21 protein-coding genes are annotated in these 22406 nt (G+C 63.2%); 11 read left to right on the top strand and 10 right to left on the bottom strand.

The genetic code is table 11. The features are described from left to right. Positions 1-458: 458 nt before the first annotated feature. Complete coding sequence (locus tag N4264_RS04600; RefSeq protein ID WP_261695901.1) at positions 459-1295, top strand: hypothetical protein; 837 nt, start codon at positions 459-461, stop codon at positions 1293-1295. Positions 1296-1976: 681 nt separating this feature from the next. On the opposite strand, the gene N4264_RS04595 is transcribed toward N4264_RS04600, so the two are convergent. Further along, entirely contained in the window at positions 1977-2426 is a 450-nt protein-coding gene (locus N4264_RS04595) for a hypothetical protein (RefSeq protein ID WP_261695900.1), read from the bottom strand. Between the two features lie 801 nt (positions 2427-3227). Between N4264_RS04595 and N4264_RS25770 the strand changes: the two genes are divergently transcribed. From N4264_RS25770 to N4264_RS04585, 3 genes are read left to right on the top strand one after another with little or no spacing between them, the layout of a single operon-like run. Beyond that, a complete protein-coding gene (locus N4264_RS25770) occupies positions 3228-3422 on the top strand; it encodes a helix-turn-helix domain-containing protein (RefSeq protein WP_425508309.1) in 195 nt (64 codons plus the stop codon). Between the two features lie 47 nt (positions 3423-3469). Then, positions 3470-3901: a DUF433 domain-containing protein gene (locus N4264_RS04590; RefSeq protein WP_425508332.1), complete on the top strand. Its 432-nt coding sequence runs from the start codon at positions 3470-3472 to the stop codon at positions 3899-3901. Further along, a complete protein-coding gene (locus tag N4264_RS04585; protein WP_261695898.1) occupies positions 3885-4343 on the top strand; it encodes a PIN-like domain-containing protein in 459 nt (152 codons plus the stop codon). Before N4264_RS04590 ends, N4264_RS04585 begins: the two co-directional genes overlap by 17 nt. A 72-nt stretch (positions 4344-4415) precedes the next feature. Here the strand turns inward: N4264_RS04585 and N4264_RS04580 are convergent, their stop codons facing one another. Further along, entirely contained in the window at positions 4416-5360 is a 945-nt protein-coding gene (locus tag N4264_RS04580) for a DUF5655 domain-containing protein (protein WP_261695897.1), read from the bottom strand. A gap of 124 nt (positions 5361-5484) precedes the next feature. Between N4264_RS04580 and N4264_RS04575 the strand changes: the two genes are divergently transcribed. The 3 genes from N4264_RS04575 to N4264_RS04565 all read left to right on the top strand — a co-directional run bounded on the left by N4264_RS04575 (position 5485) and on the right by N4264_RS04565 (position 8099). Beyond that, the gene (locus N4264_RS04575; protein ID WP_261695896.1) at positions 5485-6663 is read left to right on the top strand and encodes a helix-turn-helix domain-containing protein; all 1179 of its coding nucleotides are present in this window, start codon (positions 5485-5487) and stop codon (positions 6661-6663) included. A 91-nt stretch (positions 6664-6754) separates the two neighbouring features. Then, positions 6755-7591 (top strand): type 1 glutamine amidotransferase domain-containing protein, encoded by an 837-nt coding sequence (locus N4264_RS04570; protein ID WP_261695895.1) that lies wholly within the window; start codon positions 6755-6757, stop codon positions 7589-7591. Positions 7592-7655: 64 nt separating this feature from the next. Next, positions 7656-8099, top strand: coding sequence for a nuclear transport factor 2 family protein (locus N4264_RS04565; protein WP_261695894.1), 444 nt, complete (start codon positions 7656-7658; stop codon positions 8097-8099). Between the two features lie 52 nt (positions 8100-8151). Here N4264_RS04565 and N4264_RS04560 read toward each other — a convergent pair whose 3' ends face one another. The 3 genes from N4264_RS04560 to N4264_RS04550 form a co-directional block, all read right to left on the bottom strand. Beyond that, positions 8152-8721, bottom strand: a complete 570-nt coding sequence (locus N4264_RS04560; protein WP_261695893.1) for a hypothetical protein — start codon at positions 8719-8721, stop codon at positions 8152-8154. Further along, a complete protein-coding gene (locus tag N4264_RS04555) occupies positions 8718-9428 on the bottom strand; it encodes a DUF4386 domain-containing protein (protein WP_261695892.1) in 711 nt (236 codons plus the stop codon). The genes N4264_RS04560 and N4264_RS04555 overlap by 4 nt, the downstream gene beginning before the upstream one ends. A gap of 111 nt (positions 9429-9539) precedes the next feature. Next, positions 9540-10037, bottom strand: a complete 498-nt coding sequence (locus N4264_RS04550) for a M48 metallopeptidase family protein (protein ID WP_261695891.1) — start codon at positions 10035-10037, stop codon at positions 9540-9542. 74 nt (positions 10038-10111) lie between these two features. Here N4264_RS04550 and N4264_RS04545 point away from each other — a divergent pair, with 74 nt between their 5' ends. Continuing rightward, positions 10112-10666, top strand: coding sequence for a DUF2058 domain-containing protein (locus N4264_RS04545; RefSeq protein WP_261695890.1), 555 nt, complete (start codon positions 10112-10114; stop codon positions 10664-10666). A gap of 228 nt (positions 10667-10894) precedes the next feature. On the opposite strand, the gene N4264_RS04540 is transcribed toward N4264_RS04545, so the two are convergent. Continuing rightward, on the bottom strand, positions 10895-12196 hold the full coding sequence (locus tag N4264_RS04540) for a DUF1631 family protein (protein ID WP_261695889.1): 1302 nt from the start codon (positions 12194-12196) through the stop codon (positions 10895-10897). A 692-nt stretch (positions 12197-12888) separates the two neighbouring features. On the opposite strand from N4264_RS04540, the gene N4264_RS04535 reads away from it, so the two are divergent. Continuing rightward, a complete protein-coding gene (locus tag N4264_RS04535) occupies positions 12889-14184 on the top strand; it encodes a TolB-like translocation protein (protein ID WP_261695888.1) in 1296 nt (431 codons plus the stop codon). Between the two features lie 117 nt (positions 14185-14301). Here N4264_RS04535 and N4264_RS04530 read toward each other — a convergent pair whose 3' ends face one another. Then, complete coding sequence (locus tag N4264_RS04530) at positions 14302-15471, bottom strand: zinc-dependent alcohol dehydrogenase (protein WP_261697574.1); 1170 nt, start codon at positions 15469-15471, stop codon at positions 14302-14304. 196 nt (positions 15472-15667) lie between these two features. On the opposite strand from N4264_RS04530, the gene N4264_RS04525 reads away from it, so the two are divergent. Beyond that, positions 15668-16216: a hypothetical protein gene (locus N4264_RS04525; RefSeq protein ID WP_261695887.1), complete on the top strand. Its 549-nt coding sequence runs from the start codon at positions 15668-15670 to the stop codon at positions 16214-16216. Here the strand turns inward: N4264_RS04525 and N4264_RS04520 are convergent. The 3 genes from N4264_RS04520 to N4264_RS04510 all read right to left on the bottom strand — a co-directional run bounded on the left by N4264_RS04520 (position 16173) and on the right by N4264_RS04510 (position 21600). Then, positions 16173-16790, bottom strand: a complete 618-nt coding sequence (locus tag N4264_RS04520) for a class I SAM-dependent methyltransferase (protein ID WP_261695886.1) — start codon at positions 16788-16790, stop codon at positions 16173-16175. The genes N4264_RS04525 and N4264_RS04520 overlap by 44 nt on opposite strands. Before the next feature lie 71 nt (positions 16791-16861). Continuing rightward, positions 16862-17323, bottom strand: a complete 462-nt coding sequence (locus N4264_RS04515) for a hypothetical protein (RefSeq protein WP_261695885.1) — start codon at positions 17321-17323, stop codon at positions 16862-16864. Positions 17324-17463: 140 nt separating this feature from the next. After that, positions 17464-21600 (bottom strand): CheR family methyltransferase, encoded by a 4137-nt coding sequence (locus N4264_RS04510; RefSeq protein WP_261695884.1) that lies wholly within the window; start codon positions 21598-21600, stop codon positions 17464-17466. A gap of 332 nt (positions 21601-21932) precedes the next feature. Here N4264_RS04510 and N4264_RS04505 point away from each other — a divergent pair, with 332 nt between their 5' ends. Then, complete coding sequence (locus tag N4264_RS04505) at positions 21933-22403, top strand: DUF2269 family protein (RefSeq protein ID WP_261695883.1); 471 nt, start codon at positions 21933-21935, stop codon at positions 22401-22403. The last annotated feature ends 3 nt before the right edge of the window (positions 22404-22406 follow it).

Below are 22406 nucleotides of genomic sequence, written 5' to 3'. Positions count from 1 at the left end.
CGGCACCACCCTACCGCGCGCGCGCGCAAGCGCGTCCGCTCCTAACGATGACCTGAAAGTTATTCGTCAGACATTCGACATCCCTATTACTTGGCAGGCAGAGCTACTAGGGGTCGAAAGGCAGACAGTATACCTTTGGCTTGATGAGGAAAACTCCCCAAGCTCAATACGTGATGGCAACGCCCTCCAAATTGCCCGCCTGGCGACATTTGCACGTGGGTGGCGCAACAAGTTTGGTCGACTTATATCCAAGTTGGATCTACAAGCTCGTATCCACGGTCGGACTGCAAAGGATTGGCTGTTAGACAACTCCACAGACATTTCCGCGCTTCTCGCCGCATGGAGCGATCCTACACCGAGATTTGCGGCGTCGGCCGAAAGGGCGAGACGACTCAGCAGTAAGCGTGGTACGAAGACAAAACGTAATCCACATTTGACGCGCTCGGTGGAGTTCAGGAGTGACGACGACTGAGGGTGAAGCCGAAATAGTAGGGGCCATTGTCACCGCAGGGTGGCTTCAAGGAAGCACCATCTCTGCTACTGATTTAGTAACAATCGGCCTGCCTTCAGAGGCCTGCGAAAATCGCATAGGAATAGTTGTGTCGCAGTCCTGCGACATCAGGTGCGGAAAGCTTGCCACAGAACCAAAAATTGAATTGCTGCTTGCCGAGGTTGTTGAGCGGCTCGACGGTCAATTTATCAATTGTCGCCACCCAAGGCAGCTACATGTCGATGCCAATGACGGCGACCAGGTCGTGCACCTCTCAATACGCATTGTGGACCGTCATTTTGTGGATCGCGCCGCTCTAGCGAAAGTAGCACCCATGCCACTTTCGTTCTTCGACCAGGACCTTGAGCTTGTCGTTCGTTGGATTATTGGCCGTTACCTTCGAAGTGCGTTTCCGGGTGAGTTCAACAAACGCCTAAAGCCAGCCGAGAAGCGCCTACAGACCGCAATGAGCGCCGCCCCCTCTGTTGTGGAAATGTTGATCTCAATTGTGCCGGAAGGGGATATCGGTGCTGAGGAACACTACGATGTAGATGTAGTCCTTTTACTTGAAGGCATAGAGAACGACATACCGCAGAGTAGCTGGGATGAGGCAAACGAGTTAAAGCGCGCAGTTACAAACCTCTTGCGCGAAACCAACATCGTTAGCCCAGAACTAGACGATTTCGTACAAATTGCAACCACATTCAATATGGCAGTAGGTGAATACCGCGAGTATCAGCGGTTTGAACAAGGAACACACTTGAGCCTGGCTGCTGACACAGCAGCCCCGCCCCCCACCAGATGATTTACCGGCGCAAGCAGCCTGTCGTGTTACAGGCGACGCGTAGGTTGCGCAAAAATCAGGATATGCCAAGGGCCCTAGTTTGTTGGAAGGTCGTCTAATCGTTCCGATTCTTTCCTAAAGCCAAGGTTTGATGCCGGTCGTCTCTGCTCCACCATCTCGACGCACGTTCACCCCTCCACACGCATGCTATGACCCGTGCGAAGTGCTTCGCATCTCGTAAGCGCTGACGCACTACTCCTACTGCCGGTAGCTGGCAACCTCGGTTAGTAAGACCGACAACCCACACCCTCTGCACCCGTGCTCGTCAGCACAGCCATGCCCGACCGCGTTCCGCGGGTGGCGCGGTCGGCAGGGTGTGGGTTGTCGGTGGTTTTCATGGCAAGCGTCACCGGAAACACCGTCTCACCGTCAACGACGCTGGGGGGCTCTCCGGAAAAGTCCACAACGCAGGTTCGGGTGAGCGACCGCTCCGGTGCGGTCGACGGTGTTTCCTGTGGCGTTCGCAAGATCAAGGGGGCTGGATCGCGCGATTGGGTGGTGCGGATTGTGGAACCGCTCCATCGTGCGGTCGCATTCGCGACCACACGCTACGGTTGATGTAGCGTGCGGTCGCCGCAGGTGACCGCACGGCCGGGTCTTGCCGATCTCCCAGCCGCCCATCGTACGACGAAGTTCGAAAGCCTATGCTTCCAGCCTGTTCGTCCTGCTACATCCCTGTTTCTCCCACGCATGTTCCGCATGGCTTTGCAGGATGATCATCGCGTCGATGTAGTCGGCGAGATCCGCCACCAGCATGCCGGCATCGTGGACGAGGTCGGCATCGGGCGCCTCATCGCCACTGGTGATCGCGCGGAGCATCTTCGCCAGCGTCCGCAAGCCGGCCAGCCCGCGGTCGCAGACGTGCCGGGCGCCGCCGAGCAGGCGTGGGAAGTCGGCTGGGTCAACGGCATGCGGCGACACCAGCACATCGTGGATGCTGTATTCGGGCGCTTCGTGTGCGGGAGTGTCGTTGCGACAGGGCGTCATGCGAATGCCCTCCGCCGGAACACGAGCATCACGCACCGCAAGGTGTAGCGCCAGTTCGGCGTGCGCGGCAGCGGCAAAGTGAAGAGACTGGGCAACCGCCTGCACCGGCTCGTGGCCGGATGCAGGCAGCGGGTACGACTCGACGGCAAACGTTCGCCGGTGGCGAACGGGCGTTCCATGCGGAGAGACATTGCGTGTCCTCGACGAGTGGGGAAAAACCCGTCACCGGACCCGAAACGGTGACGGACGACGCCTGGTTGGCCTACCGGTAGTCTAGAACCGGCCAGCATTGCTGCTGCCATGCGCCGCCCGCCATAAAACTGGGGGCAATAGGGCGCCCAGCCGACGACTGGGCGTGAAAAAAGCGCCGTCATCGTCGGATGGGCGCTTTCGTGCGCCTAGACTAATACCAGGAGGCCAATCCCGGGCTGCCGATTTGGCGGCAGCGACGTGATTCTGCGAACGCGACGCGACGGCGTCAATCCGTATGGTGACGGAAAATCCGGGCGGGGCGGTATGGGGCGCATGGCGGGTTTCGATCGCGCGATCCAGGCTGGAGCCGGATGCTCCTCCAGGATTCCCGTGACAGGCCGTAGATTCGAGAATCGCGTGAGAGTCTCCGCCGGCGTCCTCTGCCGAATCCGCAGTGGCTCCATTAGGCGGTCCTGGCATGGCGCCATCGCTACCGCCGTTGTGAGTTCGTCCAGGCTGGGGTGTTGTTCCCCCTGCAAAGCGACGTGAACAAGGCCAGAGACGGCGCATCGCATTCGAGATTCGCGAATTGCGAATAGGACGCCACCCCGATGAATGGCGATTCGTTAGGCCTGCTTGCCAGGGCGCGCTCAGCGCTCGCCGGACCGAGTACAATGCACTCTGAAAACCGCGCTGTCGGAGCCTGCTTTCAGCATGACCAGAATTGACGTCCGGGATCAGCCGGCGTACACCGTTGCCGAGGCCGCCCGTTACCTGAAGGTTGCGCCGGCAACACTGCGCTCATGGGTGGCTGGACGCCCTTATCAGAAGGCATCCGTCACAGTCCGTTCGGATCCCCTGATTCGACCCGCGAAGGCCTCTCCCCCGTGTTGTCGTTCTGGAATCTGATCGAAACCCATGTGTTGCGCTCTCTGCGCACTGACCACGGTGTCTCGATGGATGCGCTTCGTACGGCAATCGGTTACGCCCAGAGTGCCCAGCGCATTGATCGACTGCTGCTGAGCAAGGAGTTGCGTACGGACGCGGGCAGGTTACTGCTCGAACGTTACGGTGAGCTGATCGACCTTTCCGCCTCGGGGCAGCTTGCCATGCGCCGTATGTTCAATGAGCACCTTGCGCGTGTGGAATGGGACGAGTGGCAGTTTCCGGTTCGCCTCTATCCGTTCACATCGAGCGGAACCGATCGATCGGTAGCAATTGCAGCGGATGTGGCTTTCGGCAGGCCTGTATTGGCGCGCGGCGGCATCACGACCGCCGCAATTGTCGACCGTTTGGATGCAGGCGAGAGCGAAGCCGAGATCGCGGCGGACTACGATCTGAGCATCGAGGATATCGAAGTAGCGGCCCTCTATGAGCGTGCGGCCTGATGCCCCGGACGCGGCTCCGGTATTTTTCACCGACCGCGACCTCGGCAAGCAGTTTCCGGAAATTCTAAAGTCGGCAGGCCTCGTGGTGGAGCGCCATGCCGAACACTTCGCGCCCGACTGCCCAGACCCTGCCTGGCTACGCGAGATCGGATCGCGAGGATGGATAGCCATCACTCATGATCGAAACATTCGCTACAAGCCCAATGAACTGGCTGCCGTGGTGGAACATGACGTCGCCCTGCTGGTGGTGATCGGACACGCACGTTACGCCGAACTTGCGCAAGCCTTTGTCGCCACCCTCCCCCGCATTCTGCGCTTTGTCGGACAGCATCACCCACCGTATATTGCAAAAGTGTACCGCCCCGGCGCGAGCGAAGCGGCGATAGATCCGGGAGCCTCCGGGCGAGTTGAGTTGTGGTACCCACAGAGCAAGGGACGCTGACGTCCGCGGAACAATGGGCCTGCGTGAATTGCGCGATGCGGTGACCGGCGCGCGTTCACATGCCGTGCGAACTCATCCTTCCCGATACGCCCGCTCGATAAGCGGCTTCGCGCGTTCGAGGTCTGGCGGCGCGTGAATCCACAGCTCCACATCTCCCGTTCCCCAATGACCGATGGCGCTGACGTCGCGACTGAAGTCTTTTTCCATCGTGATGGTGGCCGGATCGAGCTTCACGTAAACCAGTAACCGGTTGGCCTGAACGACAACCGTGGTGAAGTTGCGGAGCTTGCGAAAGGCGGTATAGAGCTTCAGCGGCTTCTCGGTGACATCGTCGCCCAAAGCCAGGGCGAACGAGCGAAGGTCGGCATAAAGCTGGCGGGTGCTTTCCGTTGCGCTTTCCAGTTGCTCCTGCAGACTTTTGTCCTTGCCGATGGCTTTGGGGGTGCCATGCGCCACCGGGTGTACCCCGTCGACTGACGCCGGCGACCAGGCCGGACCGCCGACCTCCTGCACACTCTGCGCGTTTACCAGCTCCAACAGCAGCAGGTCGTCGCCGAACTGCTTGTAGCGGATCAACTCGATGTTGCGCGGTATCTGCTGCACTGCGTGCTGGTCATAGCGGGTGAAGTCGGCCGCGATGCAGAGCAGTCGGGTGCCCGCCCATTCCACGCTGTCGGCCACGTCCTTGCCGAGTTTCTCCATCACCAGCCATAGGAACTCCGCTTTGTGATCCAGCAGCCAGTCGAGGTAGAAAAGCCCTTGGTTGATGACGTTTTCGTTGCTGTGCCGCTTGTACTCAACGATGACCGGGCACCCGTTCTCATCCAGGCCCAAGGTGTCGATACGACCGCGGTGGGTCTTGCCGGTGGTGTACTCCGATGCGAGGAAACGCACACCGAGAAAGGCGTCCATCTGGCCTTCGATCAACGCCTGCAACTGTCGCTCGAGAGCGGCGGATGAGGAAGGCAGTTCAGTGGCGCGGCCGGCAGAGAGGTGGAATAGTTGGATGTCGCTCATGAGGTCGCGATAAGGAAGTGGTAGCAGAGGCCCTTGCGCCTGGCGCATTCGACCGGCAATCAGCAAGCAATAGACTGGGAATCTGTCCGGAAATCAAGACGAGACACGAACCCGCGTTCGCAATGTGCATGCGATCATCCGGGGAACGCCGGCGCAAATGTTCGGCGCGCAGAGCGCAGCGCCCCCGGAGCGCGCATCTAGCCGAAGCAGACATCGCTCCTCCATCCCCGCCTCTCCCCGCCCACCCACAACTCAGCGAGAATCCGCTTTTTCGACGCAGCACCCCATGCTCACCCAACACTTCCTCTTCTTCTTCGCCATGCTCGGCGCCTTCAACGGCATTGGCCTGGCGTCGTTTCTCTGGTGGCGGGCGAACGGTGAGGCGACGCAGCGGTGGCTGGCGTTGCTGGTCCTGGCGGTTGGCCTGCGGACGGGGAAGTCGGTGGTCTTCTATTTCTGGCCGGGTATTCCGCGGATCGTGCTGCAGGTGGGCCTCACCGCCTGTTTTCTGATCGGGCCGTGCCTGTTCTTTCTGGTGCGATCGAGCCAGGGCGATGCGGCCAGGCCGGGTCGGGCGGACGGGTGGCATATCGCGGGCCTCTTGGTCATCGCGACGGTGGTGAACCTGCTGTGGCCGTATGGCGACCATGTCGATCTCTGGAAGCAGGTGATCGTGCCGGGGATTCTCTACAGCTGGCTGGGCTACCTGTTGCTGGCCACTGCGCAGGTGTACATCCATCGCGCGCGGATCCGGGGGACGCCGGCGCGTGTGTTGTTGCTCGGGGCCGTGGCCGGCGTGTGGGTGATCTGGCTGGCGTACTTCACCTCCGGCTACACCTCGTACATCGTCGGCGCGCTGTCGTTCACCTTCGTCCTGGCGGCGAGCGTGGTGGTGTATCTGCGGTTGCGGTCAGGCCTGGCGCCGATCGAGCCGTACCAGGATCGCCGGATTCCGGAGCCGGAGGCGGCGACGCAGTTGCAGGCCCTGGCGGAGTTGATGGCGCGCGAGCGCCTGCATCTGGATCACGGGCTGACCCTGCCCCGGCTCGCCCGCCGGCTGGGCATGCCCCAGGCCCGGCTGTCGCAGCTGCTGAACGACAACAACCAGACCTCCTTCAAGCAGTACCTGGCGCAGCTGCGTGTGGTGGAGGCGAAGACGCTGCTGCGGCAGCTGCCGCCGAAGCCGCTGGAGGTCGTGGCGGCGGAGGCGGGTTTTCAGTCGATGTCGACCTTCCACAGCACCTTCAAAAAGCTCGAAGGGGCCACGCCGGCAGCGTTCCGCGCGGCGCAGGTCGACTCCTGAAATCGATTCCAGTAGTCCGGAATCGTATCGCAAGATATTGATTTGAAAGAGATCGGATAGTGTGCTGGCTCCTTCCCACGAGCCAGTGCCCATGCCTGTATCCCGCATCATCCGTTCCTTCCTGGCCCTGCTGCTGTCTGCCTGGCTGGGAGCCGTGCCCAGCGTTCACGCGGCCCCAGGCAACGACAAGACGGACCCGACTGCCCCTGAAAATCCGGGGCGCATCCTGTTCATCCTCGCCAGCAGCAAGGTGCACGGCCGCTCGACGATCCCGGCCAGCATCAGCTTCGGCGAGGTGGTGAATGCCTGGGATACGTTCCAGGCCGCCGGGTATCCGGTGGACTTCGTCTCGCCCGACGGCGGTGAAGTGCCGATCCTCGACACCTATGTCGGCAAGGAAATGGAACCCCGTCTCAAGGACGATCGCATCATGAACGGGCTGCGCAATACCGCGACGCCCGCGCAGGTCGACCCCGCCCGGTACCGGGCCGTCTACTACGTGGGCGGCAGCAACGCCATGTACGGCGTGCCGGAGCATCCGGTTCTGCAGAAAATCGCCATGCATGTGTACGAGCGCAACGGCGGCGTGATTTCCGCCGTGTGCCATGGCACCGCGGGAATCGTGCACCTCACGCTCGCCAGTGGACAGGCCCTGGTCGCCGGCAGGCGCATCACCGGTTATCCGGAAGAACACGAGAAGCAGGACGCGCCCTACTTCAAGCAGCTGCCTTTCCTGATGCGCAAGACAGTCGAAGCACGCGGCGGCTTCTTCCATGCGGTGGACGGCCAGCAGCCGTACGTGGAAGTCGACGGCCGCGTGGTGACGGGCCAGAACTACGCCTCCGCCACGCAGGTGGCCCAGGCCGTCGTCGAGCTGCTTGCCGGGCGCACCGCCCAACCGCCCCGTCGCGATCCGAAGACGGCCTGATCGCTCCAACGCTGCACAGCGCCGGCCAGGGCCGGCCCAAATCCCCCAACACGGTGAGACCACAATGAAACACGCTATCCGATCGATCGCTTTCGCAGCTGCCCTTCTCCTTCCCGCCTTTGCCACGGCCCAGAGCAGCGAACGCGCCGCCGTCGATCGCGCCATGCAAACGATGATGCGCGCCTTCGAAACGGGTGATGCCAACCTGGCTTTTGAAGTTCTCCGGAAAGACGGCGTCGTACTGGGCTACTCCACTTCCAAAGGCCAGGTGGTCGTACAAACCGGAGAGGAATGGGCGAAAGGTTTTCCCGGCAAGCCCGCGGATGACGAAGCCCAGCGCAAACGCAGCTACGAAATCGTGGACGTGACCGAGAACGCCGCGGTGGTCAAGGTGAAGCTGGACTATCCCGCCTGGGAAGGGCTGGACTACCTGGCGCTGTCGAAGATCGACGGCAAATGGATGATCGTCAGCAAATCGTGGAGCGGCCGGCGCAAGCAAGCACCGTAATCCGTTCCCGGCTTCGCGCCGCTATCCGATAGCGGATACCGGCGCGAGCCACTCAAGCCGAGACGGCGCGCAGCCTTCGGTACGCCGCCGCGACGCCCGGGTACACCGCGAAGTGCGCCACGGCGGAAAGACCTCCCGCAACCCCGGCAACCAACGTCGGCAAAACCGACCCGAACACGAAAGTCATGCCCAGGACGAACCCGAAGCCATACTCCGCGCGGTAGGTGCGCAGCACCGTGCCGCTCAGAAGGAGCGCGAGGAACAGCCCGCTGGTGACCTCGCTCCAGTCAAGCTGGAACGCGATCGATAACGCCAGCCCGACGGCCAGCGCACCGCAGAACGGGGCCAATGCCTGCCGCGGCGCCTGCGGGTTCGTCGAAGACCGGCGCCGGAGCACGTAGCTCGCCACCGCACCAAGCAATGGAAGGGCGAGCAGGCCCCAGCTGTTGGATATGGCGGGGAGGTTGGCATCATTGAGCAGGTGATGGCTCTTGATGCCGCCGTGCGAGGCCTCCCACGCCAGGTGGGCGACGGAGACCACGAACCCGATCACCGGCGCAGCCACGAACCAGCGGGAGGGTGTCGACGCCCCTGCATCCTTTGTTGTCTGCGCGGCCGTCATGCTACCGCTCCGGCAGCAGGCGCCGACGTCGCGCGGTGTCCACGGATGCCGCACCACAGCAGGCAGACAACGAACACCACTTCGCCCAGCTGCGCCGGAACGGCCGCGAGCGAGACGGTGCCGTTCCAGGAGGGCGCCACCAGCCCCGTGACGCTCAGCGCCAGGTAGGCGACGCCATTGACGAACAGCCAGCCGGCGGCGAAACGCGGCACCAGGCGCGATTTCGCGGCGAGGGCCGCCAACGGGAACAGCCAGGCGCCCCAGAAGATCTGCAGCATATTGATGCCGGCGTCGTGCAGCGTCATGGCAAGACGCACCAACGACATGACCTGTTCGGCCGTGAAGCCAGCAGGCGATGCCCCCAGGAGCAGGTGCGCCACCGCGACATCGTTGAACACGTTGACGAAGTACAGCGGCACGGGCATGAGGCCAAGCACGGCCATCAGCACGGCGGATCGACGATCGACATCCTTGAACAGCCGGAAGAGCGCGAGCGTCAGGAAGACCTCGAGCGTCGCGCAGAACAGATCAGTGAGAATGCCGAGCCGGAAAAGACCGGGGTGCGCCATGATGTTCGCGGCAGTCGTCGCCATGTCGCCGCTCACGAAGAGCTGGCTGGGCACGTAGACAAGCCGGATGGGCGCCACCAGTACGAGCAGCAGGTAGAGCAGTGCGGCGGTTCTTGCGTTGCGTTTGATGGTGTCCATGCAACCTTCCCTGAATGTGCAAACAGGCTAGGCAGACGGTGTCGCGCACTCATGTGCCAATCGTCAGTAGCCTGTTGCCTGCACCTGCTGTGGCTGATCCACTGTGCCCGCCTACCGCCGCACCATCTCGCAATGCGTCAGGTATAGCCGCGCGTCAAATTCCAGCTGGTGATAGTCGGGTTCGATATGCGTGCACAGCTGGTAGAACGCCTTGTTGTGCTCGACCTCCTTCAAGTGCGCCAGCTCATGCACGACGATCATCCTGAGGAAATCGGCGGGCGCATCGCGGAAGACGGTGGCGATGCGGATCTCGCGACTGGCCTTGAGTCGGTTGCCCTGCACGCGGGAAATGCTCGTGTGGGTGCCCAGCGCATGCTTGAGCACCTGCAGCCTGGCGTCGTAGAGCACCTTGCCCAATGGCACGGACTTTCTCAGGTACTGGTCTTTGAGCGCCTGCACGTAGTCATACAGCTGGCTGTCACTGCGTACGGCGTGAGATTGCCCGTACTTTTCGGCGAGCATGGCGCCCAGCCGGCCCTGGGCGATCAGTTCGCTGACGCGGGCCTGGAGCTGCGGGGGATAGCCGGCGAGATACTTCAGGGGATTCATGATCGGCCAGGGGCGCGCAGACGGCGGAAACGGCGGGTATCATGACCCGTCTATCCCCAGCACGAAATAGCGACATGGCAAAGGGAAATCCCCTGCAGGAACAGTTGCTCAAGGCGGGCCTGGTCAAGAAGTCCAAGGTGGCCGAGGTGGCGCGCGAGCAGAACAAGGCCCGGCATGCCAAGGCGTCGGCCACACCCAGCGAGATCCAGCTCGAAGCGGAACGGGCGCGGGCCGAGAAAGTCGAGCGCGACCGCGCCCTTGAGGCGGAGCGCAAGGCGCAGGCCCGCACCGCCGAACTGCGCGCCCAGGCACGCCAGATCATCGAGGACAAGAAGGTGCCGCGCTCGGGTGAAAGCGAGTACCGCTTCAGCGTGGATGGTGCGATTCGCACCATCCTGGTGAACGACGATCTGCGGAAGCGGCTCTCCAGCGGTGCACTGGTCATCGTGCGCGTGGGTGATCGCTTCGAGTTGCTGCCGCGCATGGCCGCCGACAAGGTGCGCGAGCGCGACGCCGCACTGATCGTGCTCGATCACGGCCAGAACACGAACGACGAGCCAGCCGCCGCGACATCCGACGACGATGCGTACTACGCGCAGTTCAAGGTGCCGGATGATTTGATCTGGTAGCGGTATCCGCAGTGCTTTAGGGAAGCCGGGGTAGATCTGCGGTGGCGCTGGTGAAATGCGGGATGTTCACTTCATCCACCCTCGATACGCCGCTCACCCCGAGTGCGCTGCGCTCACCCGGCCCACACAGGACGCTGCGGTTCTTGTAGCAGACCATGGCAAGCTGGCAGCAACCCGAACCATCAACCGGGTTGGCGACGTCATCGCGCTTATCGGAAGGGCTGTTCCTTACGTTGCTACGTGGCGCGCCAACCCATCCGCAAAGTGGTGCTTCAGGTCATCTTCGTGCAGTTCGAAGACGCAGCGGCCGTTGTGGTCGACGAAGATGTAGACGCGCCCCTGGAGGGAGAACCACGAGAGCTTGCCGCGCAGCCAGGTGCTGTCGGGCTGACGCACTTCGATCCAGTCGCCTTTCACCAGCGGCGCGTGGACGGATTCAACCGGACTGGCCGACGTGACAGCCACCTCCGCAGCCTCTTCCGACGCACCCGGCTCAGCGCCGTGGGCAACGCGTGACAGAAGCGAATCGGTCAGGCGCCGGGCCTGTGCGTGGTCATAGCCGGCAGCTTCCAGACTTTCGAGGACGTAGATATCGACGACCCCTTCGTCACCGGCAGCGTGGCCGTCCATGCGCGCGCAGAACCGCTGCATGGCGGTGATGCCACGGCTCCACCGTTCGCCTTCCGGCCCGGAAGCCAGGTACGCCGTCAACAGATGACGGCCCCACGTCTGCCGGACGAACTGCAGGGCGTCCTTCGGCAATGCGCGTGCGCCGATCACCGCATCGAGCGTTTCGGAAAGATAGCGGCGCGCTTCATCCAGGCGGGACCGCGCACTGGGCAGTGCCGACGTGGCGTCGTCCTCGCGCTGCGAGCGGCGATCGACGAACTCCGCCACGGCCGCCAGCGCCTGCTCCAGTGCATGGCGCCGATCCGCGCGATTGACGAGGACATCGCGCAAGGTTCGACGGATGACGGCGTGCCCTTCTACGCGCGATGACGCATCGCCGAACGCGGTCTTGACGATGGCCCAGCAGCCACCGACGAGCTGCCGCAGCAGCTGGGTCACCGGCGAACTGGCATCGGCCTGCACTAGGGCATCTGCAACCAGCAGCATGCGCAGCACGAATACATCCGGTCGAAGAATTTCGGCAGCGTCGTACAGCGAGAGGATCTGCTGCGTGTGGCGGTCGACCGACGCGATGAGCTGGCGATCCTCCGGATGGAACGTATAGACCGCCGCAGCCGAACGGAACAGGCGTCCGAGCTGATCCGTAATGGCATCCTGCAGCGATAGCGCGGGAATGGCGCTGAAGTCATGGGCAATACGACGCTCGATGGCGTCGAGGGCTGCGCGCAGTTCCGCACGCGACCACGTCACCCGGCTTTGCAGCGGTACAGGGGATTGCCCTGCGGCACGTGCCGATGCCAGTCGGCGCATCAGAGCGTTGAGCGAAACCTCGCTCACGGTTTCATCGGCAATGGCGTCACGCATCACTTCGCTATCGACGGAGAGCATAGTTTCGGCCACCCGTTGTTCTCTGTCTTGACCAACGTCGCGTACAGCGCGTGGACGTCGGTCAAATTGGTGTCGGTGCTGCTTCGGCAGGCTGCGATGCGAATCGGGTGCATACGAACGCTACTGCGCCGCATGGCTCCGAGCAGATTGCCGATCTGAGTTCCCTGTCCCTTGCGATGCAAAGTAGCGTGGGACTCACCGACCAAAGCGTGACGGAAGTATCAGATTGTCGTGGATGTCACATAGCCGTTCGTCGTAGGGGCAGGATCCCGATTGACCTCAATTTCTGCCCGTAACACCCGGATTGTTATGAGAATTGGCGAATTTCACCGATGACCGTCCGTCGGGTATGCCGGTGTGACGTGGCACCCGGCCGCGCAGGCACGCGGAGAGCGCGGTTCCAGACGGGGGCCGTGCGATGCCGGATAGCCCGCCTACATCTCCCTACATGTGCACCGCTGCGCACTCTACATATAGCGTGATTGTTCACATTCCATCTATTTCCTGGCGCGACCGTGGGCCGGTTGACGGCGTGCGTAGTGTCGACGTCATCGGGCGGGATGACTGGACAATCTGTCCATCGACGAAGACCAACGCCGGTTTCTGTGACGCCTGCCCAAACGGCGGGTGGCACTCCACCTCAGGATGCGCCCACGCCGGAGAACGCAGGGATTTTCCGCCGAACCATCCAGAGGGGATTTACGATGTCAGCCAAGGCCGGTCGATCATGGCGCCAGTGCGCCACGGTGGCAGTGTGTTTCAGCGGCGCGGGACTTTCAGCACCAAGCCACGCGAACCTGTGCGAGGGGCTCGTCACCGACAAGCTCAATCACCCGCTTTCCGTGGCGGCGGTCAGCAAACCCGCCGCACGGCAGTCGTTTACCGATCCACAGTTCGGCACCCGCATCCGTCGTGTCACGGACGCGGCGGCGATCGGGAAAACCTACGTCAAGACGATGTATTCCACCCAGCCAGCCTGGAATGCGGATGAGTCGCTGCTACTGCTGCTTTCCACCGGCTACCAGCATGTGCTCTATGACGGTCGCACGTACCAGTTCATTCGCAATATCTCGAGCGAGATCAGCCCCAGCGACGGTGAGCAGGTGCTCTGGGACAATGACGATCCGCAGGTCATCTACTACGCCAATCGCGTCGACCGGCGTTTCTACAGGTACAACGTTGTTACGCGGGCGAGGACGATGCTGCGCGACTTCAACGCTCCGCCAGCGTCGTGCACGCAGGATCTGACCATGGGCAGCGACCCGATGTTCGGTGCATGGGTGGGAGGAAAGACCGGCCTGACCTGCGGCACAAAGAACTGGGTCTACGACTTCCGCAACGATGTCGTGCACGCGGTGGTGAACCAGGTCACCCAGAACAACAATCCGCAGACCGCTTACATCGTGGCGCCGTCGGGCGACAAGGTGTTCCTGTCGTATCTCAACAATCAGGCTCAGGTGCGCAGTCTCGAAGGACAGGTAGTGCGAACGATTGCCAACCTGGTACCGCATGAGCACGCGAGCCTGGGCAAGTACGCGAACGGACACGACGCCTTCTTCGGTGTGCAGTTCGGTACCTACGAAGGCTCGGTCGTCGGCGCAGACCTGGATACGGGCCAGGTGCGCGTGCACGTCGGGCCTTCCAATGGCTGGCCGTATCCGCCGTCGGGTACGCATGTGTCGGCGCTGGCGACGAAGAATCCGGGCTGGGTGGTCGTCAGCTCGGTCGGCCAGCTGCAGAACGGACTGCTCGGACAGAGCGTGCTGGAGAATGAGCTGTACCTGGCGAACGTCGATACGGGCGTTGTCTGCCGCATCGGCCACCACCGCTCGGCGGCTGGCCAGGGCAGCAACGGCTATTTCTCCGAACCGCACCCGGTACTCAGTCCGAGTGGAACGCGCGTGGCGTTCAACTCGGACTGGTTCAACTCCGGTGGCGCAGAAACCTATGTCGTGGAGCTGCCCGCCTACGACCGGATCTTCGCCAGCGGATTTCAGTAGAGCGCCGGCAATGGGCGCGCGATCTGCCCCGGTGCCGCCGACCGATCCACGGCCACAACGGCCGCGGCTGTTCCGGCAGGCCCTCCTGGCGCCTGCGCATGGCGCGCCTGCCGGGCGCTACATGCCCGGAGCAAGCACGACCTTGCGGCAGGCGTCTTCCTTCTTGTCGAACATCGCATAGCCGTCGACCACGCGGGACAAGGGCAATCGGTGCGAAATGATCACCGCCGGATTGAGCTTTCCTTCCTGGACGAACTGGAGCAGTTCAGGCATGAGCCGCTGCACGTGCGTCTGGCCCATGCGGAACGTCAGTCCCTTTTCGAACGCATCGCCAAATTGCAGGCCATGGATAGGGCCGGCATACACGCCCGGGACACTGACGACACCGCCGCGGCGCGTCGCTGCGATGGCCTGGCGCAAGGCGACGCCGGAGGAACCTTCGAGTTTCAAGGTCGTCAGCGCCGTTTCGAGCAGGCTGCCTTCGGCTTCAAATCCCACCGCCTCGATGCTGCAATCCACACCACGTCCGGTCGTCGCCGCGATGATGTGTTCGGCGGGATCGTCCTGGGCTTTGAAATTGATGGGCTCGACGCCGTAGGCGTTCTTGGCGAATTCGAGCCGATAGTCGAGATGGTCCACCATGAAGATGCGCGTGGCGCCCAGCATGCGTGCACAGGCGGCGGCCATCAGCCCCACCGGGCCGGCACCGAAGATGGCGCAGGTGCTGCCGGGCCCGACCTGTCCGTTGAGCACCGCTTGATAGCCCGTGGGCAGGATGTCGGACAGAAATAGCACCTGTTCGTCTGTGAGCCCCTCCGGAATGCGTAGCGGCCCCACATTGGCCTTTGGCACGCGGACGAATTCCGCCTGGCCGCCGGCGTAGCCGCCGTAGAAGTGCGTGTAGCCGAACATGCCGGCGCCCGGACGCAGCCCCTTGCCGTTCACCAGCAATCCCTTGTCGGGGTTGGTGGTTTCGCAGGCCGCATAGAGTTCGCGCTCGCAGAAAAAGCAGTTGCCGCAGGCGATGGTGAAGGGAATCACTACACGATCGCCGCGCTTGAGGGCGGTGACGCCCGCGCCTGCTTCCTCGACGATGCCCATGAATTCGTGGCCGAGCACGTCGCCTTCCTTCAGTCCCGGCACCTTGCCACGGTACAGATGGACATCTGATCCGCAGATGGCTGTAGCCGTCACGCGCAGCACGATATCGTCGGGTTCCTGCAGTGTGGGGTCGGGGACGGTTTCATAGCGGACATCCCTTGAGCCGTGATAGGTCAGCGCGTGCATACGTTCCTCCGTGAGCGAAGCGGTCGGCGGTACCACGATGCAACGCACATGCCGCGCGACATCGCCGTTGCCTGCGGCCTGCAGAACCCGGATGCGGTCCGGTTCCGGGAATTTTCTACATTGGCGCGAAATTCCTGCGGACGGCAATCCGTCCTGGCGCGGGCTAGAATCAGCTGGCCGTTCTGCAGGAGCCGCCATGGATACAAGGAAGGTCATCCGTAGCGCCGTACTCGTCGGCACCGTTGCCGCCGTCGTGTCGACTCTCGCGGTCAGCGTATGCAGTCGACGCCAGACGGGCCATGGCGCCAGCGGAACCAACGCAACCAGTCACTGGCTCTGGCGACGCCGCGCGCTACGCCAGCACCGGCCCAGCCTGCGGTATACCGCACTGGGCTATCTGATCCACCACGCCAGTTCAATCTGGTGGGCGCTGTTCTTTGCAGGCTGGCGGCAACCCGGCGATCAGCCGCTACGCGTGGCGGCCAAAGCCGGCACCATCGCCGCAGCAGCGGCGGCTGTTGACTACGGCGTCGTGCCGCGCCGCCTGACGCCGGGCTTTGAAGCACACCTGCGCTTGAGCGACATGGCGCTGGTTTACGCCGCCTTTGCGGCCGGGCTGGTCATTGGCGACCAATGGTCAGCCAGCTTGTCGCCCGGTGAGTCGGCGGCAGAGCCCGATCTGGCGAGCCCATCGCGCGCGGCTATGGCGCGCGGCGAAACTGGCAGTACAGGAACGACTGGCTAGCGCCCGCCGGCGTGAGGTGCGATTCGCGGTGATGGGCGACGAGTTCGAGCGTTTCTTCGAAAATCGCTTCCAGGGAAGCCATGCTGTGCCGGGCAACCGGCAGGCCGCTGCATTGCGTCGGGCCATCCTCGGCAAACGTGGCGATGATGGCATGGCCGCCCGGCTTGAGCGCCTGGCGCAGCTGGCGCGCGTATTCCCGCTGCTCGTCCGGATCGGTCAGGAAATGGAACACCGCGCGGTCGTGCCAGAGGGCGAAGTGGCGGAACGGCAGCGCTACGGAAAGAATATCCGCCTCAAGCCAGTGCACCGCGTGGCCGCGGGCGCCCAGGCGGGTGCGGGACGCCGACAGCGCGGCGCCGGAAAGATCCAGCACGGTCAGGTTGGTGTATCCGGCGTCGACCAGGTTGTCGACCAGCACTGACGCACCACCGCCCACATCGATGAGCGGCAGATTGCGGGGCGTGCCGGTTTCTTCAATCAGGCGAAGCGAGGTCGCCGCATGGGGCTGGTACCAGCTGACGGTGTCCGTCGCGCGCGTGGCATAGACGCGTTCCCAGTGTTCCTTGGTGGTCATGGCCTTTCCCGGCGGTGACGCCGGTGGTTGCCGGCACCGGGAAGGATATCCCCATTGCGCCGCCAGTGCGGTCAATCAATCCGGTAGACGCGGGCCTTTGGAAGCGCCTCGTCCACCTGGAGGAACCAGCGCCCGGCGAGACCGGAAATCACTTTGACCTCGGGCTGCTCAAGCGGCGCGCGCAGCGTCAGCTCACCCTTGAGGACCTTCCATTTCTGCCCGTTGTCGAGCTCGAACACGGTACCGGGCTCCCACCGGGCAATCGTGCCTTTCAGGCGGGCTGTGATCGCACGCTGTTCGGCGGCGAGCATGGCGTGGCGTTCGGCCTCATCCGGATGCGCCGCCACGGCTGGTGCCGCCTGTTCTTTCTCACGCAGCAGGCGATTGAGCAGGGCGAGCTGCTCGCTCGTGAGCGTGTCGAGGCCGGTCGCCTTGCGCTGCGCTTCCGTCAGGCGATCTTCGATAGCGGTGTATCCCTGCCCCCACAGGACGGAGGGCAGGACCAGGAACGCCAGCAGCAGTACCGCACGCATGGGAAACCTCGAGACATCCGCAGGGACCGGGCATGCTCACCTGCCAACATCACGGGAGAATGACGGCTGCGTGACAACGCGTCACCTTCCGGGCGCAAGGGGGCGTACCGTCGCGCCGCCACACGGCGGTACGCCCGCGCTCAGTGTCGCCGTTCCTCCATGATGCTGGAGATCGCCGCGACGAGCTTCGGCATCGACAGCGGCTTGCTCACGTGGGCGTCGAAACCGGCCTGCAGGGCTTTTTCCACGTCGGAATTGCGGCCGTAGCCGGTCAGCGCAATGGTTTTCATGCCGTCGACGGCACTGTTGCGGCGTAACTCCCGCATCAGCGCGTAGCCATCCATTTCCGGCATGCCCACGTCCGACAGCATCAGGTCAAAGTTGTGCGACTTCACCAGCTCCAGGGCCCGAGCGCCGCTGTCGGCGACGGTCACCTTGGCGCCTTCCAGCTGCAGCAGGCTGGATACGGCATCAAGCGTGTCCTTGGTGTCGTCGACGATGAGGATGTCCAGGCCATCCAGCTGGGCGTTGACCTGGGCCTCCATCGACGGCGGCGGCATCAGCTTGGAGGAAATCAGCGGGAACCACAGGGACAGCGTCGTACCGCGGCCGATACCGGGCGAGGTGGCTTCCACCCGTCCACCGTGGTGTTCCATCAGTTGCTTGACCAGGGCCAGGCCGATACCCAGTCCGGATTGCTCGCTGGCGGCCCGCGCGGAGGCCTGGCCGAACATGTCGAAGATCCGCGGCAGGAACTGCGGGTCGATCCCCTGCCCGGTATCGTGCACATCCAGCCGGCCGTGGCGGTGGTCCTTGGACACTTGCAGTTGGATCGTGCCGCCGGCGGGCGTGAACTTGATCGCATTGCTGAGGAGGTTCCAGACCACCTGGTCCACGCGTGTGGAATCGGCGCGGATCAGCACATCGTAGGGCGGTTCTTCGTACTCCACCGTGAGATTGGCCGTGGCGACATCCGCGCGCGCGACCTCCGCGATGCCCCGCACCGTCGCCACCAGGTCGACGGTGGAGAAATTCAGCGCCAGCTTGCCGGTGCGCATGCGCGACAGATCCAGCAGATCGTTGATGATCATGGTCTGGCTCTGCACGGCGCGCCGGATGGTCGTCAGCGCACGCTGGGCGCGTTGCGCGTTCTGCAGTTCCGGCAGCCGCGCCATCACCTCGGCGTTGACGCTGATCAGGTTGAGCGGGTGTTTCAGCTCGTGCGACATCACCGCCAGGAACTCGTCCTTGAGCGCACTCGCGCTTTCGGACTGTTCCAGCAGCTGGCGTTCGCGCCGTTCGGCGAGGTCGGATTCCTCGTCGCGCCGCGCCCGTGCCGTGATATCGCGGACTACCATGGCATAGCCGACCAGCTGGGTGGCGTCCAGGCGCGTTACCGCACTGCGGCAGTAGCGGTGTGTCCCGTCCTTGCGCAAGAACCAGCGTTCGCTTTCGGTGCGGCCGTGCGCATTGGCCGCGCGGAAGTCTTTCCCCGGCAGTCCCCGCGATTGGTCTTCCGGCATGAAGATGCGATCCAGCGGTGCACCCGCCATCTCGGTGGCCGTATAGCCAAACAGATTTTCTGCCGCCGGATTCCAGGCCACGACCAGTCCGTCGGCATCGAGCGAAATGATGGCGTGGTCGCCGACGTTGGTCGACATCTGGTTGATCTGGCTTTCACCGACGCGCAGACGTTCCTCGGTGCGGCGCAGGGTGGTGATGTTGACGAAGGTCAGCACGGCGCCGTCGATCTTGTTCTCGGCTGTCCGATAGGGCAGTGCCCTGGCCACGAACCAGCTGCCATCACGGCTGCGCACCTCGCGCTCGATCAGGCGCAGAGTCTCGAACGCCGCTTTCGCATCGGCGGCCAGATCCGGATACGCCAGGCGGTGCGTGATATCGAGAATGCAGCGGCCCACATCGCTGGGGATGATGTTGAACAGATCCTCGGCGCGCGGCGTGTAGCGCTTGATGCGAAGGTCGCCGCCGACAAAGACCGTCGCGATTTCAGTGGAGGCAATGAAGTTCTGCAGATCGTCGTTGATCTTGGCGGTCTCCTCCATCTTCGACTTGAGTTCGAAGTTGACCGTGATCAGCTCTTCGTTGACCGATTGCAGTTCTTCCTTGCTGGTTTCCAGCTCTTCGGTGGCCGAGCGCAGTTCCTCGTTGATCGCCTGCAGCTCCTCGTTGGAGGCTTTCAGCTCCTCGTTCGAGGTTTCGGATTGTTCGATCGTGCTCTGCAGGCGTTCCTTCGTGGCATGAAGTTCCTCTTCCAGGCGGACGAGGACCGTGTCCTTGCCGACCACGGAGGACGCATCGACGCTCATGGTGTCTTCCACCTCGTCGAACAGCACGAGGATGAAATCAGCGCAGGCCTCCACATCACGGAACGGGCGCGCCACCATGTTCACGTAGCTCACGCGCCCCTCGTGCTCCACGAGCACGCGGCGGGCCTCGACGCTCTTGTTCGTGCTGGTGGCCTGGAACAGGGCCGAGCGCAACTCCAGGCGCAGCGCCGGCAGCACGACGGTGACGAGATCATGCGACGGTTCGCCGGCCGCGAAACGCAGGAAGCGCCCGGCCTGGTCGGACATGTGCACGATGGTGTACTCGCGGTCGACAATGACACTCGGCGGCGCGTACTGCTCAAGGATGCGCTGGTGCACCTCGGCAAAGGAAAAACCGCGCTCACGCGGACTGGGCGCGCCACTCGGAAGCAATGTCCGGCTGACGGCGGGGCTGACCCGCAACGGCAATTCAGGCGGATGCCGCAGCCCGCGCGCCTGGGCCTTGGCGCGGTAGATGCGCAGGCGCTTGTCGATCGGTTCGAAGCGCGAGCCGGCCGCGTCCGCCGACTCGGAACTGCCCAGGAACAGCACGCCGCCCGGCATCAGCGCAAAGTGAAACATTTCCAGAAGCCGCATCTGGATGTCGCGATTAAGGTAGATCAGGAGATTGCGGCAGCAGATCATGTCCACACGCGAGAACGGAGGATCACGCAGCACGTTGTGCAGCGCGAACAGCACCTTGTCGCGAATGGACTTGCGGATACGGTAGTGGTTCTGTTCCTTGGAAAAGTATTGGCGCAGCCGCTGCGGCGGCACGTCCGCCACGATGGATTCCGGATAACAGCCATTGCGCCCGACGGCGATGGCCCGCTCGTCAATGTCACTGGCGAAGACCTGGAATGCAGGCAGCCTGGCCTGGTGCTCCGCCTCGTCGGCCAGCAGCATGGCGATGGAGTAGGCTTCCTCGCCCGTCGAGCAGCCGGCCACCCAGATGCGCAACTGGTCGGTGGGCGGCCGGTCGACGAACAGCTCGGGGATGATCTGCCGTTCCAGGCCCTCGAACGCTTCCCGGTCGCGGAAGAAGTTCGTCACGCCGATCAGCATGTCGTCGAGGAGATCGGCTGTTTCCTCCACGTTCTTGCGCAGGTACTCCAGGTACGCCGGCAAATCGCGCAGCAGATTGACCTGCAGGCGCCGTTCGATACGGCGCAGCACCGTTGCCCGCTTGTAATGACGGAAGTCATGGCCGGTGCGATTGGCCAGCAGATCGACGATGTCGTGCAGTGCCTTCTCGGCCTCTTCGCTGTTTGTACGCCTGACAGCGATCTTGGGATCCGCTTCGTCGCGGGGCATGCGTATCCTTCGCGCGTTTTGCCACAAGTCCATTAATTTTTGAGGTATCTCGATTGCAGGGAGAACGAAATCGACCTTGCCCGTGGCAATGGCAGCGCGCGGCATCGCGTCATACTCGCAATCGTCGGGCAGCTGGGCGATCGCGACGCCGCCCTGCTCCTTGAGCCGGGCAAGACCAACGGAGCCGTCTGAACCATTGCCGGACATCACGATTCCGATCGAGCGGTCATCGTGCGCGTCGGCAAGCGTGCGGAAGAAGAGGTCAATCGCCGCGTGCTGGCCGCGCACGCTGTCGGCATCCATGACACGCAGTTCGCCATCCTGCATGAGCAGCTCTTTGCGCGGCGAGATCACGTAGACGTGATTGGCCTGGATGCGCTGGGTCTGCGTGACCTGCATGACCGGCATCCGTGTCGAGCGTTGCAGGATCTGGTCGGCGCTGCTCTCGTGCTTGGGAGAAAGGTGCAGGATGACAACGAATGCCATGCCGCAATCGGCCGGCATGTTCTCGAAAAGACGGCCCAGGGCGACCAGGCCGCCAGCGGACGCACCGAGCCCGACGACGGGAAAATCCAGGCCACCGGGCTGCCCGGGCTCAGCATGGTGCCGCGAAGACGAGGGTGGGGAATCTTCCATGCGCTCCGCTCTCCCAAAGGTCAAGACGCATGATCGGTTAACTCGCGCCTGCTGCCAAGCACAGAACGCAATGACCTGCGCGTGCGTATCTGCCGCGGCGGAGTGGAACACGGCGGATCATTCTGCCGAGATCGGCAGACAGGGGACCGGGCCAACCTCCACTGCGCGGCCTGGCCAGGCCCGTTCGAAGTCGGCCTTGCAGCAGGCCGTCTCTGACCGCGACCATTCGTCGCGATACCACCACGACGACGCGGTTCATAATCGGCGGTCAACGGCTTCGGTAACAGCCTGGGCTGCAGGCAGCGACGCTACTCACACTGCGAGGGTGCACCGTGACGTATTTCTGGGTGAAATGGGTCCACATCCTGTCATCGACCCTGTTGTTCGGCACGGGTCTTGGCATCGCCTTCTTCCTGTGGGTGGCGCATCGCGGCGGTGATGCGCGGGTCATTGCCGCCACGGCACGGACGGTGGTCATCGCCGACACCTGCTTCACCGCACCCGCGGTCATCACGCAGTTTGTCACCGGTTTTTGGCTGGTGCAGATCCTGCACCTGCCACTGCACGTCTATTGGGTGCGCATGGCGATCGTGCTGTTCTTTGTCATCGGCGCCTGCTGGCTGCCGGTGCTGTGGCTGCAGGTGCGCGCACGCAACCTCGCCCGGCAGGCCGCCGACGACGGAACACCGCTTCCGCCGGCGTACTTCCGCGTGATGCGCTGGTGGTTCTGGCTGGGCTGGCCCGCTTTCCTCAGCGTGATCGCCATTTTCTGGCTGATGGTGATGAAGCCCAGCGGCGGTTGATGC

This window comes from Tahibacter amnicola (assembly GCF_025398735.1).
In the GTDB taxonomy this organism is placed as follows: domain Bacteria; phylum Pseudomonadota; class Gammaproteobacteria; order Xanthomonadales; family Rhodanobacteraceae; genus Tahibacter; species Tahibacter amnicola.
This window is presented reverse-complemented; position numbering and strand designations above follow the sequence as displayed.